Origin of the sequence: Photorhabdus sp. RM71S (assembly GCF_042879355.1) — a bacterium.
GTDB classification, from domain to species: domain Bacteria; phylum Pseudomonadota; class Gammaproteobacteria; order Enterobacterales; family Enterobacteriaceae; genus Photorhabdus; species Photorhabdus kayaii.
In genome coordinates this window covers 156,223-170,262 of sequence record NZ_JBHFKV010000008.1, presented here as the reverse complement: position 1 = coordinate 170,262, position 14,040 = coordinate 156,223, and the positions used below count along the sequence as shown (strand labels likewise).

Sequence of the window (14,040 nt, the reverse complement as noted above, 5' to 3'; positions counted from 1 at the left end):
TTTCGGTCAGTTGTGTATAGGCCATAGTGCATTTTCCTTTGGCGAGAAAGATGCCTACTATAGCAACTGACCGCCCTTCTGAAAAATTGCACTTATTAGTCGAATCTGCCTATTATGATTATTTAATGAAAATTGGCAAAGAATTATGAATAACAAAAACTATGTATTCAGTCCATCAAATAAATCATTTTATCCGCTATCATTACAGCAGAATTATATTGAATCAGGCTCATGGCCAAACGATCCCATATCTGTAACTGATAGCATATTCAATAATTTCTCGGAAATACCTCCCACCGGAAAAATACTTTCCTGTGGCGAAGATGGTCTTCCTTGTTGGGAAGACACTCCACCACCAACAAAAGAGCAATTTATATCCATAGCGGAAAGCCAAAGAACGCAATTTATATCTCACGCGAATAAAAAAATAATCCCACTTTCTGATTCAGAAGAACTTGATATAGCAACAGACGAAGAAATGCGATTACTCAAAGAATGGAAAAAATACCGAATCATGCTTAACCGGGTTGATACGTCAAAAGCACCGGAAATAGACTGGCCAATTTTACCATTATTGTAACTAATAAAAGACCGGGATCAGGATAGCGCCCGGTCTTTATCACTCTATTCATTCTGGTATTTTAGCTATGCAATATCAAGAACCATTGAAATATCAACCCAATCCAGTAATATCATATACTTTTTCCCGGAGAATAATGACTCATTATTACTCCTCCTGCTCACCCTGACAGGATTTTATGGTTTAAATATATTTTCACCATTCTATTTATCAATATCAGGTTATTTGATTGAAAAATTCAACCAATTATCATCAACTACACATAAATAGTTAATCGCCTAAGTTATAAAAGTATTTCATTATTATTTTACCGAACTAGACTATGAATTTCTTAAAGTTATCTTTATAACAATTAAATATTATTAATTATAGAATACACTATTTAATTTGAGGGAAAAACATGAGTCCAAAAAATGATTTTAAGGCTTTTTCTATTAGTAACAATGCTAATGTTGTGAGCCAAGAAAAATATGAAGAGAACGAGAGTTTAAATACTGGATTTCCACCAGAGAGTATTACTACTCATGTATTAAATAAAGCATTACGTCAGTCATCAACCATATCATCTGTAGTCGCTAACTTTATCGCAACACAATCTGGCAATGATGTTCTCGATGATGGTAATATAGACAAACTCACCGCCCAATTAAATAAAGCGTTAGAAAAAAAAATCACAACAAAAATTCCTGATGCCTCATTAACACAAAAAGGTATTGTTCAACTCACAGATATCATTGGCAATAGTAATACACTGGCCGCAACTCAGAAACTTGTTTCCGATATAAATGATAATGCTAACGGCAGATTGGCCAAAAACCAAAATGGTCAAGATATTCCTAACAAAAATGAGTTTGTGAAAAATCTCGGTTTATTAGACTTGTTATTAGCAGGCACTCCTCTGTTTACACAAGGGGATAATTTCATAACGCTTAAAATTCCATTTTTTAGCGGTTCAAAGAGAAAATATATCTTATTACAATCTGTATATGCAAAGGCTCCAAATTTAGCTAACGAGGGGAAATTCACTATCACATACCCAATTGCATACTCTTATGAACCTCATGCTATACTTTCAAGTATGGGAGGATTTGCCAGTGGAGGCAACTATGGTGAAGGAGCTGAAATATTAAAAATCAATAAAGAAAACCTGGTAATAATATCACATTGGCAGTCTCGCGGTGCACACTTTCCGCCTGTACGCATATTCGTAATAGGAGTATCAGATAACTAACTTTCAACACTCATAGTTGTTATCTATCTCTGACTTTAGAATTATCTTGATAAAGCACCGGAAATTGACTGGCCAATTGCGCCATTATTGTAATTAACAAACAGACCGGGATTAGAATAATACCCGGTCTTTATCATTTTATTTACTCTAATACTATACCCGTCATCTTTCAAGTTGCCTCTTTGTTGGCTGCACTCGCTCACCCCGGTCACATAGTTTGCTATGCTCCCGGGGATTCACTCCCTTGCCGTCGCGATGCATCTTGAAATCCATTGGGTATAGGTTGTAAATATTCTGTTATCATCCAAGCTATTTTCTCTCAAGACCTATTAACTACATAATATTGGAAGTTTTACACGCCCTTGACTTATTTCCTATATAGCTAACTGAATAATAAAGTTCACACATAAGCGTTTTCTAAGATAGAAAAAATTTCATCTATTATGGTTTTTTATTGCCAGACTTGGTTTTTCAATGTAATTTATATCGTATAAAAATACAATAAGTGTGTAATAGTAAGAAATTAAAACTGACGATAACACACTGGTATAAAATGAAAAATAAACTAAGTTATTAAAATGTCGTTATTAATCAAAAAAAGCTGTATCAATTGTGATATGTGTGAACCTGAATGTCCCAATCAGGCTATATCAATGGGAGATGAAATTTATGAGATTGATTCCAAGCGTTGCACCGAATGCATCGGTCATTATGACGCTCCAACCTGTCAATCAGTCTGTCCGATAAATAATACCATTATCACCGATCCAGACCAACAGGAAACAGAAGAGCAATTGTGGGATAAATTTGTATTACTGCATCATGCAGATAAGATCTGAAATCAACGCTCAAGAATAACGGTCGCACAGGCATAGCGACGCTCATCGGCCAATGTCACATGCAAAGAGGTCGCCCCTAATTGCTGAGCCAACACTGCGGCCGCACCATAGAGCCGCAAAATCGGTTTTCCCAGTGCATCATTGACCACTTCAAACTGGTTAAATGCCAGCCCATTACGGATACCCGTTCCTAATGCCTTTGCTGCGGCTTCTTTTACCGCAAAACGCTTAGCCAAAAAACGAACCGGTTTTTCATGTTGCTGATATTGTTCCCATTCGAATTCACTGAGAATGCGTTTTGCCAAGCGCTCACCTGAGCGCTCGACAACCCCTTCAATACGGGCAATTTCAACAATATCTGTACCTAACCCAATAATAGCCATTAACGGCGAGCTTTCCGCATTTGGGTTTTCATATCCGCCACCGCAGCGGTCAAGCCACTGAATACCGCACGTCCAATAATGGCATGACCAATATTCAACTCATAAATTTCTGGCAGAGCAGCAATACGTTGTACATTATGATACGTCAGCCCATGACCCGCATTAACCGTTAGACCTTTACTCGCTGCATAAGTCGCGGCTGCTTTAATACGATGGAACTCTTTTTCCTGTTCTACTTCACTTTCTGCATCGGCATAAGCACCAGTATGAATTTCAATGAAAGGTGCGCCAACTTCACTAGCCGCATCAATTTGTCGATGTTCCGCATCAATAAATAACGAGACAAGAATACCCGCATCAGATAGACGCTTAACCGCCGCAGCAACTTTATCTTTCTGACCAATAACATCTAAGCCCCCTTCTGTTGTCACTTCCTGCCGTTTTTCAGGCACCAAACAGCAAAATTCAGGTTTAATGCGACAGGCAATATCCACCATTTCATCTGTCACAGCCATCTCAAGGTTCATCCGAGTCTGGATAGTTTTTTTCAACAGTTCTACATCCCGATCGGTAATATGACGGCGATCTTCACGCAAATGAATGGTAATTCCATCGGCTCCCGCCTGTTCCGCAACAAAAGCCGCTTGAACCGGATCAGGATAATTGGTACCACGGGCATTGCGCACTGTCGCAATGTGATCGATATTAACGCCTAATAATACTTCAGCCATATTTATCTCCTGTAGTCATATTAGAATATGACAAGTTTACACTTTCCATCTTGAAGAGAAACAAATTCATTAGTTTTCTTTCTTTTCAGGCTTCTGACGTACAAACTGCCGAAATAATTCACGACTTTTCAAAGGCTTGCCACCGAGATAAGGTTTTAATGCAATACGCGTGAAACGCTTTGCTGCCTTTAATATAGTAGAATCAGGGAATTCACGAGTTGCCAGTGATTTTAATTCGCACCCGGTAAAACTGTAATGATCAACAACCAAGCTAGCAATAAATCCTTTTTCTTCTCTATAACGGTAGGTCATCGTGTCATCCACCGGCTCACCACTGCCCGCACAATGCAGATAATCAACGCCATAACCAAGATTTGCCAGCAACGCCAGTTCAAACCGACGTAATGCATGTTCCGGTGTATATTCACTGGCAGCAAGAACCTGCAAACATTGGAGATAATCAAAGAATAAGGCGGGGTAAGCCGTTCCCTGTTCAAGCACTCTTGACAACAATTCATTGATATATAAACCGCTGTACAATACGTTGCCGGTAAGAGGAAGGGCCAGAGAGATAGGATCTGCATCACGCAGCGTTTTAATTGCCCCCCGCCCACTCCAACGAACCAGCAATGGCGTAAAGGGCTGCAAGCAGCCTTTCAAATTGGAACGACGGCTACGCGCACCTTTTGCCAACACGCTAATCCGCCCTTCATTTTCAGTAAACAGATCCAGTAACAGACTAGTTTCACTGTAAGGACGCCCATGAAGAATAAAAACACGTTGCCAACCGTCCACAGGGGATGCCTTATTTCAAATCATCGACGTAACCCAAGCTACGTAATGCTCGCTCATCATCAGCCCAACCCGCTTTAACTTTAACCCACAGTTCTAAGTGGATTTTTACATCAAACAGCCTTTCCATATCCTGACGGGCTTCAATGCCAATGGTCTTGATTTTACTGCCTTTATTACCAATGACCATTTTCTTCTGGCCTTCACGCTCAACCAGAATCAAACCATGGATATTGTAACCACCGCGCTCATTCGCCACGAACTGCTCAATTTCAACCGTGACAGAATATGGCAATTCATCACCAAGAAAACGCATAAGCTTTTCTCGAATAATTTCAGAAGCCATAAACCGCTGAGAACGGTCAGTAATGTAATCTTCCGGAAAATGGTGAGTCGCTTTCGGTATATATCCGCGCACAATTTTGGCAATCGTATCAACATTCATGCCTTTTTCAGCGCTCATTGGAACAACATCAAGAAAACTCATCTGTTTACTGAGAAAACCAATATGTGGCAATAAGCTGGTTTTATCGGTCACGTTATCCACTTTATTGATAGCCAGCAAAACCGGACAACGCAGATTACGCAGTTTGTTCAGTACCATCTCGTCATCCGGGGTCCAATGAGTCCCTTCGACAACAAAAATAACCAACTCCACATCACCGATAGAACTGCTAGCTGCCCGGTTCATCAACCGGTTAATTGCCCGTTTTTCTTCAATATGCAATCCCGGCGTATCCACATAAATAATCTGATAAGCACCTTCAGTATGGATACCCATAATACGGTGACGGGTCGTCTGCGGTTTACGAGAAGTGATAGATATTTTCTGACCTAAAAGCTGATTTAGCAGCGTGGATTTCCCCACATTAGGCCGTCCAACTATTGCAACGAATCCGCAATAGGTTTCTTGTTCGCTCATTCAAGCTCCAATTGTTTTAATGCTTGCTCAGCCGCTGCCTGTTCCGCTTTGCGACGGCTGGAGCCTGTTCCTTTAACCGGCTGTTCAATACCGCTCACTTGACAGTGAATAGTAAATTCTTGATCGTGAGCTTCACCACGAACCATAACAACCAGATATGATGGCAGAGGCAGATGATGCCCTTGCAAATATTCCTGTAAACGAGTTTTCGGATCTTTCTGTTTGTCGCCAGGGCTGATTTCATTCAGACGGGTTTCGTACCATCTCAGAATAATTCTTTCAATAGTCTGGATATCGCTATCAAGGAAAATAGCACCAATCAGCGCTTCAACCGTATCAGCCAGTATTGATTCACGGCGGTAACCGCCGCTTTTCAGTTCCCCCGGCCCCAAACGAAGGCATTCACCTAATTCAAATTCCCTTGCCAATTCAGCCAGCGTATTACCACGCACCAATGTGGCACGCATGCGGCTCATATCCCCCTCATCAACACGAGGAAAGCGATGATACAACGCATTGGCAATAACAAAACTCAGGATTGAGTCACCAAGAAATTCCAGCCGTTCGTTATGTTTACTGCTGGCACTACGATGAGTTAACGCTTGTATCAGCAAATCATGCTGATCAAAAGTGTACCCCAGCTTACGCTGCAATCTGTTAATTACGATGGGATTCATGTGCTACCAATATCGGTCAGAATTCGTCAAATAAAAACGCACACGCAACAGACCTGTAACAGGAACTCCTGACAAAACTGTTGCGTTTGCACTGGCTCCTTATATACCCGTTATCTTTCAAGTTGCCTCTTTGTTGGCTGCACTCACTCACCCCGGTCACATAGTTCTCTATGCTCCCGGGGATTCGCTCCCTTGCCGTCGCGATGCATCTTGAAATCCATTGGGTATAGGAGCCAGTCATTAAGTTTGAAAGGACATTCTACACTGCGAGTAAAATTAATGCTTCGCTAATATAAAAATATTAATTAATTCCACCAATACGGCTGAAGCGAACTCCGGTAGGCCATTCTCCTTCCTGTTTTTCAAAACTCATCCAGATGGCGGAAGCGCGACCGACCAAATTCTTTTCAGGGACAAAGCCCCATGCACGGCTATCAGCGCTATTATCACGGTTATCACCCATCATAAAATAGTGGCCTTCGGGCACAATCCACATTCCCTCTGGCAAGCCAGGCTGACGGAAATTAGGTACCGATAGTACACCGGGAATCTCCAAAATATGATGGGTCACTGAGTCCAAATTCTCAATTCTTTCACCCTGCCGCATACTGTAAGGCGGCAACGTTTCTTCAACAGGAATTTGGAAAACACCTACCTTTCTCAAACTTTCACCATTGGAATCGACACCATATTGCTGCATTGTCCACTCACTTGGAAATAGTGAACCGTAAGAAACCGGTAGTTCTCCCTGACAATTCCCTGTCTTACTGCAATTAGAAAAAATACGCAATTCTTTCTTTGCCGGATCATAAATAATTTTATCACCTGGTAAACCAACCACGCGTTTGATGTAGTCAAAACTGGGATCCAACGGGTATTTAAATACAGCAACATCACCACGCTTTGGTTCGCCAGTCTTAATCAATGTTGTTTGAGTGATGGGATCTTTCAATCCGTATGAATATTTCTCTACCAGAATGAAATCACCAATCAATAAAGTTGGCATCATGGAACCCGATGGGATCTGAAAAGGCTCATAAACAAAAGAGCGCAGGATCAGAACCACGGCTAACACAGGAAAAATAGATGAACAGGTATCCACCCATGTCGGCTTGTTAATAGTCTCAGCCAGATGCTCCTGATCCATTGTACCTTCAGTCAGCTCCTGCAATCTGGCAAGTTTTTTCTTGCGCTCTGGTGCCCATTTGAAACGATCGATACACCAAATAATGCCGGTGACTAACGTTGCCAACGTTAGGATCAGGGCAAAAGTGTTAGCCATTTAGACTCCTTACAAGCTTATTAATTGTCTTTACCAACATGAAGAATGGCTAAGAAAGCTTCCTGTGGTAACTCAACGTTACCCACTTGTTTCATACGTTTCTTACCCTCTTTCTGTTTCTGCAATAGCTTTTTCTTACGGCTGACGTCACCACCATAACACTTCGCCAAGACGTTTTTACGCAATTGCTTCACTGTTGAGCGCGCAATAATATGATTACCAATCGCAGCCTGAATTGCGATATCGAACTGTTGACGAGGAATAAGTTCTTTCATCTTCTCCACCAGCTCCCGGCCACGGTACTGTGCATTGCCACGGTGAGTAATCAACGCCAATGCATCAACTCGTTCAGCATTAATCAATACATCCACACGAACCATATCAGATGACTGGAAACGAGTGAAATTATAATCCAGTGAAGCATAACCGCGAGAGGTAGATTTCAATCGATCGAAGAAGTCCAAAACCACTTCCGCCATCGGTATTTCGTAAGTCAGTGCAACCTGTTTACCGTGGTAAACCATGTTAGTTTGCACCCCGCGCTTCTCAACACATAAGGTAATGACGTTCCCCAAATACTCCTGAGGTAATAGCATATGGCACTCAGCAATTGGTTCACGTAACTCTTCAATATTATTCAGCGGTGGTAGTTTAGATGGGCTATCCACATAGAGAATATCGCGGCTAGTTGTCTCCACTTCATACACAACCGTTGGGGCCGTTGTAATAAGGTCGAGATCATATTCACGTTCCAGACGCTCTTGAATAATCTCCATATGCAACAGGCCAAGGAAACCGCAACGGAAACCAAAACCCAACGCAGAAGAACTTTCCGGCTCATAAAATAGTGAAGCGTCATTCAGACTCAATTTACCTAATGCGTCACGGAACGCTTCATAGTCATCAGAACTGACAGGGAACAGCCCTGCATAAACCTGTGGCTTCACTTTTTTAAAGCCTGGAAGTGGTTTTTCCGCTGGTTGACGGGACAATGTTAAGGTATCCCCGACGGGTGCACCAAGAATGTCTTTAATTGCACAAACTAACCAGCCCACTTCGCCACAATCTAATACATCACGATCAACACGTTTAGGGGTGAAAATGCCAAGGCGATCGGCGTTATACACCTGGCCGGTACTCATTACCTTGATTTTATCACCCTTACGCAAGGTACCGTTTTTAATCCGCACCAGAGAGACAACACCAAGGTAATTATCAAACCATGAGTCAATGATAAGAGCCTGTAATGGCGCATCAGGATCGCCTTCCGGGGCTGGAATCTCTTTAACCAAACGCTCAATGACGTCTTGTACGCCGACACCCGTTTTGGCCGAACAGCGCACGGCATCGGTAGCATCAATACCGACAATATCTTCGATCTCTTCCGCTACGCGCTCAGGCTCTGCCGCCGGCAAGTCGATTTTATTCAGAACAGGAACAACTTCTAGATTCATATCCAACGCGGTATAACAGTTAGCCAGCGTCTGGGCTTCCACTCCCTGTCCAGCATCAACCACTAGCAATGCCCCTTCACAGGCAGCTAGTGAACGGGAAACTTCATATGAGAAATCAACGTGCCCCGGCGTATCGATAAAGTTTAATTGATAGAGTTGCCCATCATTCGCCTTGTAATCCAAAGTAACACTCTGGGCCTTAATGGTGATACCACGCTCACGCTCAAGATCCATGGAATCCAGCACTTGCTCTGCCATCTCACGATCTGTTAAGCCACCACAAATTTGAATAATACGGTCAGATAACGTCGACTTACCGTGGTCAATGTGAGCAATAATGGAGAAATTTCGTATTTGCTTCATTATAAATATTTTTCTGCCTTGATATTTCTGAATCATTCGCCTATATGGACACACAGAGGGACATAAAGCGACGGTTTATTAGGTCGGCCACCGGCCTGAAAGGCTGTATTCTACATGCCAAATCTACGAAAACCTAGTCATGCCTACAGCTTTAAGGTATGAATCATTAAACGTTTTGGATAACTAAAATATACCCGTTATCTTTCAAGTTGCCTCTTTGTTGGCTGCTCCCGGGAATTCACTCCCTTGCCGTCGCGATGCATCTTGAAATCCATTGGGTATAGATTTATTCCCGATGCTGAATGTGAATGGCATCAGGAGGCAAGCCGATTTGCAAAACGACAGGTTGATATTCCTGCCGATTATCCCAGTAAGTAGCGATTTTGCGGGCAAAGAAGAATCCTAACGCGCCTCCTAAAACACCGCCACAAAACACCCACAATTGATTGGTCACCCATAACTGAAAAAGTGCACCACCAAGGAATAACCCAATAAGCGGTGTCAGATAAACCAACAACGCCGAACGCAGCAAGCTCCCTTCAGGGATTCCAACTTCCACTTTTTGCCCCGGTTGCAACGGTTGTAAAATCTCAAGTTCAAGCTGATGTATGCCATCAGACCCTAATTTATTGAGTAAATAAGAACCACACGTTGCTCGCGCCTGACAACTGCCACAACCAGAAGAGGAACCATAACGTAATAATGCCCGCCCCTGTTGCCAGTGAATTACTGTTGCCCACTCTTTAACCATCAGTCAGCTCCTATAAATGCGACACCAGCGGCGATACGCTTGGCAGTTGCCAATGGTAATTCACCAATAATTGTCACCTCATTTGCACCACGTATTGCACTATAAATCGTTCGGGGCCCACGACGGAGAGGATATTCCAACTTACCGGTTTTATCAGCATTAGTCACATTCACAGAAAAGCTAAATAAACCATCACTGAACATAATAGATTCAAGTGCGCCACTATTTGACAATTTACGACGGTTACGTGAAACCTCAACGAAACCAGCCGGCAATTTACCCACCTTCCAATTAAATACGACCTTCTCTAATGGTGGAATGACCAGCATTGGTGGCATATTTAAGCGAGTAATCACACTCATTGCATCATTGATATCCCCATCGATGGTAGAAGAAACAACCCTAAATTGTTCAAGCGCCTCACTATCACGATCAAGTAAGTCAATACGTAATGGTAAATGAGTTTCTTCGTCGATCAGTAAAATATAATTATAACGCACTTCATCTTTGGAGGTGATGCGTACAACCCTACAAGGCCTATCACCGATATGGGTACGACCAACGTCAATGAAATTGTAATATTTTTTCAACTGATTGAAGTCAGCAAAAATGACGGTCGGTAAATAATCAATAATATGATTACCACTAAGACTAAAAGCATCCAATCCAGGTTCAAAATAACTGATCTCATTACCACGCTGGACAACTTCCCTACGAGAACCATCCATCTGCATAATCTGGGCAATTGGAATACCATTGATAATAGCGTGGCGATAACGGACTGAGACAATAGCCTGCTGGTTGAGATTAATAAAAGCAAGCTCGTAAGTTAGTGACCGAGTGGCATTACCCATCTCCCGCAACAAAACCTCAGCACTGCTAAGCTGTGCCGAGGCTTGTAAAGGAGCAAGCAGGCCGCCCGCCAGCAAACAAACGGAGAACCAAATATGTTTCATTACTGCTATTGTGTTCCTAAAGATTGCGTTCCGGGAACCGGAATAGCAACCTGTGGTGAAATTCCCCGTTCATCATTTTGCCTAAAATGCACACGGCGATCGAGTTCATATTGTTGCAGCATGATGTTAATACGTTTATTACGCTCCTGCATTTGAATGCGCGGATCATTGCCAAATATATCATCACCAGAAGGCACTCCCAAACTCACCGGAGAAGCCGATCCCATCATTGGCAAAGTGTTAAATGCGGGCGTATCAGATTGATATTCAAGATCCTCAGCACTATGGCTGTTGTACTGCTGTACACCAACCAATACTGCCAGCGAAACACAGGCTGCAACACTCACTTGAACCATTTGACTCACCCAAGGACGAAGCTTTTGCCAGAACGGCATTTTTTGCCAGTTCTCTGGTTGAGGCTGAGATTCAGGTATAGCCCCAAGGGTGAAATGAACCGGCTCTTTTTCAAGTGCCAATGCAACCCGACTAGCAATATCCAGATGCAATACTTCCGTCACATCACCGCGCAATGTATCACGGATCAAGTGGTAATTTTCCCAGCGTTTCTGCATTACAGAATCTTTAGACAAAATACTAACGACTTCACTATCAAGAGTTTCGCCATCCATCAATGCGGAAAGTTTTTCTCTTTGCATGCCAAAGTACCCTTCAGTATTGTTCCACTATTTTTAATTTTAAATCAGTGGTTGAATTTTATCATCAATGGCTTCCCTTGCACGGAAGATGCGGGAACGAACCGTACCAACCGGACAATCCATAATGGTAGCTATTTCTTCATAGCTTAACCCATCTAATTCCCTCAGCGTTATTGCTATTCGCAAATCCTCGGGAAGAGATTCAATAGCTCGGAAAACCACCTGCCTTAATTCTTCTGACAACATTAAATTCTCAGGGTTCGAAATTTCTTTTAGTGCATTTGAAGTTTCATAATTTTCTGCGTCACTGGCATCCAAATCACTGGACGGCGGACGGCGCCCTTGAGAAACCAAATAATTCTTCGCAGTGTTTACTGCAATACGATACAACCAAGTATAAAAAGCACTATCGCCACGAAACGAAGCCAATGCACGATAGGCTTTAATAAATGCCTCCTGAGCAACGTCAGGAACATCACCCTGCGGAATATAGCGGGATAAAAGACTCGCCACTTTATGCTGATATCTGATTACCAGTAGGTTAAATGCCTTTTGATCACCTTTCTGCACTCGTTCAACCAGCATTTGATCCGTTAACTGCTCGCTCATTCGAGGTTAAATCTCCCGAAGCAAAGCTCCACATTGATATTTACTGAACCAACCATGCTGTCCTATTCCTGAGCAAGCATGGCTTTGAGTAATAAAATTCTGCGAAGTTCAATTTTTGTCATCATTTTGTTGCAATCATAGCTTTGATCATATCTGATAGGCTAACATGATTTTTACCCATCTTCATTCATACATCATCAATTATGCAATCATTATTCTCTCAACATTACAGCGATGTACTTATTATTGGCAGCGGTGTCGCCGGCCTATCTCTGGCTTTACGCCTGGCCTCACAGTATAAAGTCACGGTATTAAGTAAAAGTATTCTTAGCGAAGGTGCATCCTATTATGCACAGGGCGGTATCGCCGCTGTATTTGATAAGACAGACAGTATCGCATCTCATGTCGAAGATACCCTTATCGCCGGAGCAGGACTTTGCGATAAAAGCGCTGTTGAGTTTATCACCAGCAATGCCCGTCATTGCGTACAATGGTTGATTGATCAAGGTGTCATGTTTGATACAGAAACCAGCGAAGATGGAGAAAAACAATATCATCTGACCCGTGAAGGTGGTCACAGCCATCGTCGTATTCTGCATCATGCTGATACAACCGGCAAAGAAGTAGAAACGACACTGGTTGATAAAGCGATGTCTCATCCAAATATCACAGTGAAAGAGCGCTGCAACGCAGTGGATTTAATTACGTCAAATAAAGCCCGGTTAGACGGTGATAATCGAGTCGTCGGCGCTTATATCTGGAACCGTCAGCAAGAACAGGTGGAAACTTATCGCGCTAAGGTTGTTGTACTGGCAACAGGCGGTGCGGCTAAAGTCTATCAATATACGACAAATCCCGATATCTCATCCGGTGATGGCGTTGCAATGGCATGGCGCGCGGGTTGCCGTATCGCCAATCTGGAATTTAACCAGTTTCATCCGACCTGTCTTTTCCATCCACAGGCGCGCAATTTCCTGTTGACAGAAGCCCTGCGAGGTGAAGGCGCATATCTGAAACGACCAGACGGCAGCCGCTTTATGCCCGATTTTGATGAACGCGCTGAACTAGCTCCTCGCGATATCGTAGCACGAGCAATTGACCATGAAATGAAACGCCTTGGTGCTGACTGCATGTTTCTGGATATCAGCCATAAGCCAGCGGATTTCATTATCCAGCATTTTCCAATGATTTATGAAAAATTGCTGACACTGGGCTTTGATCTAACAAAAGAGCCGATTCCAATCGTTCCTGCCGCGCATTACACCTGCGGTGGTATTGTTGTCGATCATCAGGGACATACTGATCTCAACAACTTATATGCTATCGGTGAAGTCAGCTATACGGGTCTGCACGGTGCAAACCGTATGGCATCTAATTCTCTGCTGGAGTGTCTGGTGTATGGCTGGTCTGCTGCAGAAGATATCCAACAACAGATCGAAAAAATAGAAGAAGTACCGCAACTCCTTTTCTGGGATGAGAGCCGTGTTGACAATTCAGATGAACAGGTCGTCATACAGCACAACTGGCACGAATTACGTCTATTTATGTGGGATTACGTCGGCATTGTGCGTACAACCAAACGCCTGGAACGAGCACTGCGCCGTATTAATATGCTGCAACAGGAGATACACGATTATTATTCCAATTTCAAGATTTCTAACAATCTGCTGGAATTACGAAATCTGGTGCAAGTCGCTGAATTAATCGTGCGTTGTGCGCTGGAAAGAAAAGAGAGCCGAGGTCTGCATTTCACACTGGATTACCCCGATTTACTGCCAGAATCAAAACCAACGATTTTGACGCCCTGATTTTTA

15 protein-coding genes are annotated in these 14,040 nt (G+C 42.8%); 4 read left to right on the top strand and 11 right to left on the bottom strand.

The genetic code is table 11. The features are described 5' to 3' along the window. Positions 1 to 145: 145 nt before the first annotated feature. The 3 genes from ACGF5R_RS07225 to ACGF5R_RS07215 all read left to right on the top strand — a co-directional run bounded on the left by ACGF5R_RS07225 (position 146) and on the right by ACGF5R_RS07215 (position 2,650). Positions 146 to 580, top strand: coding sequence for a tail fiber assembly protein (locus ACGF5R_RS07225; protein WP_112876364.1), 435 nt, complete (start codon positions 146 to 148; stop codon positions 578 to 580). Between the two features lie 400 nt (positions 581 to 980). Next, the gene (locus ACGF5R_RS07220; protein ID WP_387690277.1) at positions 981 to 1,811 is read left to right on the top strand and encodes a phage tail protein; all 831 of its coding nucleotides are present in this window, start codon (positions 981 to 983) and stop codon (positions 1,809 to 1,811) included. Between the two features lie 578 nt (positions 1,812 to 2,389). After that, entirely contained in the window at positions 2,390 to 2,650 is a 261-nt protein-coding gene (locus ACGF5R_RS07215; RefSeq protein ID WP_112876365.1) for a YfhL family 4Fe-4S dicluster ferredoxin, read from the top strand. Positions 2,651 to 2,652: 2 nt separating this feature from the next. Here ACGF5R_RS07215 and acpS read toward each other — a convergent pair whose 3' ends face one another. The 11 genes from acpS to rpoE form a co-directional block, all read right to left on the bottom strand. After that, positions 2,653 to 3,033: a holo-ACP synthase gene (gene acpS, locus ACGF5R_RS07210; protein WP_262980144.1), complete on the bottom strand. Its 381-nt coding sequence runs from the start codon at positions 3,031 to 3,033 to the stop codon at positions 2,653 to 2,655. Continuing rightward, on the bottom strand, positions 3,033 to 3,764 hold the full coding sequence (gene pdxJ / locus ACGF5R_RS07205; RefSeq protein WP_112876367.1) for a pyridoxine 5'-phosphate synthase: 732 nt from the start codon (positions 3,762 to 3,764) through the stop codon (positions 3,033 to 3,035). The genes acpS and pdxJ overlap by 1 nt, the downstream gene beginning before the upstream one ends. A 69-nt stretch (positions 3,765 to 3,833) precedes the next feature. Beyond that, positions 3,834 to 4,559 carry a DNA repair protein RecO gene (gene recO, locus ACGF5R_RS07200; protein WP_387690275.1) on the bottom strand — a complete coding sequence of 242 codons (726 nt, stop codon included), beginning with the start codon at positions 4,557 to 4,559 and terminating at the stop codon, positions 3,834 to 3,836. A gap of 10 nt (positions 4,560 to 4,569) precedes the next feature. Beyond that, positions 4,570 to 5,478 (bottom strand): GTPase Era, encoded by a 909-nt coding sequence (gene era / locus ACGF5R_RS07195; RefSeq protein ID WP_112876369.1) that lies wholly within the window; start codon positions 5,476 to 5,478, stop codon positions 4,570 to 4,572. Next, entirely contained in the window at positions 5,475 to 6,155 is a 681-nt protein-coding gene (gene rnc, locus ACGF5R_RS07190) for a ribonuclease III (protein ID WP_112876370.1), read from the bottom strand. The genes era and rnc overlap by 4 nt, the downstream gene beginning before the upstream one ends. Positions 6,156 to 6,456: 301 nt before the next feature. Next, complete coding sequence (lepB, locus tag ACGF5R_RS07185) at positions 6,457 to 7,437, bottom strand: signal peptidase I (protein ID WP_112876371.1); 981 nt, start codon at positions 7,435 to 7,437, stop codon at positions 6,457 to 6,459. A gap of 20 nt (positions 7,438 to 7,457) precedes the next feature. Then, complete coding sequence (gene lepA / locus ACGF5R_RS07180) at positions 7,458 to 9,254, bottom strand: translation elongation factor 4 (RefSeq protein ID WP_112876398.1); 1,797 nt, start codon at positions 9,252 to 9,254, stop codon at positions 7,458 to 7,460. A 286-nt stretch (positions 9,255 to 9,540) separates the two neighbouring features. Further along, positions 9,541 to 10,005, bottom strand: a complete 465-nt coding sequence (rseC, locus tag ACGF5R_RS07175; protein WP_112876372.1) for a SoxR-reducing system protein RseC — start codon at positions 10,003 to 10,005, stop codon at positions 9,541 to 9,543. Next, positions 10,005 to 10,961, bottom strand: a complete 957-nt coding sequence (gene rseB, locus ACGF5R_RS07170; RefSeq protein ID WP_112876373.1) for a sigma-E factor regulatory protein RseB — start codon at positions 10,959 to 10,961, stop codon at positions 10,005 to 10,007. The genes rseC and rseB overlap by 1 nt, the downstream gene beginning before the upstream one ends. A gap of 5 nt (positions 10,962 to 10,966) precedes the next feature. Then, positions 10,967 to 11,617: an anti-sigma-E factor RseA gene (rseA, locus tag ACGF5R_RS07165; RefSeq protein ID WP_112876374.1), complete on the bottom strand. Its 651-nt coding sequence runs from the start codon at positions 11,615 to 11,617 to the stop codon at positions 10,967 to 10,969. Positions 11,618 to 11,656: 39 nt separating this feature from the next. Continuing rightward, on the bottom strand, positions 11,657 to 12,226 hold the full coding sequence (rpoE, locus tag ACGF5R_RS07160) for an RNA polymerase sigma factor RpoE (protein WP_112876375.1): 570 nt from the start codon (positions 12,224 to 12,226) through the stop codon (positions 11,657 to 11,659). A gap of 203 nt (positions 12,227 to 12,429) precedes the next feature. On the opposite strand from rpoE, the gene nadB reads away from it, so the two are divergent. Then, positions 12,430 to 14,034 carry an L-aspartate oxidase gene (gene nadB, locus ACGF5R_RS07155; RefSeq protein WP_387690273.1) on the top strand — a complete coding sequence of 535 codons (1,605 nt, stop codon included), beginning with the start codon at positions 12,430 to 12,432 and terminating at the stop codon, positions 14,032 to 14,034. The last annotated feature ends 6 nt before the right edge of the window (positions 14,035 to 14,040 follow it).

Bases quoted from the DNA above. Each gene is read 5' to 3' on its own strand.
- ACGF5R_RS07225 (WP_112876364.1), top strand. From the start codon at position 146: ATGAATAACAAAAACTATGTATTCAGTCCATCAAATAAATCATTTTAT.
- ACGF5R_RS07220 (WP_387690277.1), top strand. From the start codon at position 981: ATGAGTCCAAAAAATGATTTTAAGGCTTTTTCTATTAGTAACAATGCT.
- ACGF5R_RS07215 (WP_112876365.1), top strand. From the start codon at position 2,390: ATGTCGTTATTAATCAAAAAAAGCTGTATCAATTGTGATATGTGTGAA.
- acpS (WP_262980144.1), bottom strand. From the start codon at position 3,033: ATGGCTATTATTGGGTTAGGTACAGATATTGTTGAAATTGCCCGTATT.
- pdxJ (WP_112876367.1), bottom strand. From the start codon at position 3,764: ATGGCTGAAGTATTATTAGGCGTTAATATCGATCACATTGCGACAGTG.
- era (WP_112876369.1), bottom strand. From the start codon at position 5,478: ATGAGCGAACAAGAAACCTATTGCGGATTCGTTGCAATAGTTGGACGG.
- rnc (WP_112876370.1), bottom strand. From the start codon at position 6,155: ATGAATCCCATCGTAATTAACAGATTGCAGCGTAAGCTGGGGTACACT.
- lepB (WP_112876371.1), bottom strand. From the start codon at position 7,437: ATGGCTAACACTTTTGCCCTGATCCTAACGTTGGCAACGTTAGTCACC.
- lepA (WP_112876398.1), bottom strand. From the start codon at position 9,254: ATGAAGCAAATACGAAATTTCTCCATTATTGCTCACATTGACCACGGT.
- rseC (WP_112876372.1), bottom strand. From the start codon at position 10,005: ATGGTTAAAGAGTGGGCAACAGTAATTCACTGGCAACAGGGGCGGGCA.
- rseB (WP_112876373.1), bottom strand. From the start codon at position 10,961: ATGAAACATATTTGGTTCTCCGTTTGTTTGCTGGCGGGCGGCCTGCTT.
- rseA (WP_112876374.1), bottom strand. From the start codon at position 11,617: ATGCAAAGAGAAAAACTTTCCGCATTGATGGATGGCGAAACTCTTGAT.
- rpoE (WP_112876375.1), bottom strand. From the start codon at position 12,226: ATGAGCGAGCAGTTAACGGATCAAATGCTGGTTGAACGAGTGCAGAAA.
- nadB (WP_387690273.1), top strand. From the start codon at position 12,430: ATGCAATCATTATTCTCTCAACATTACAGCGATGTACTTATTATTGGC.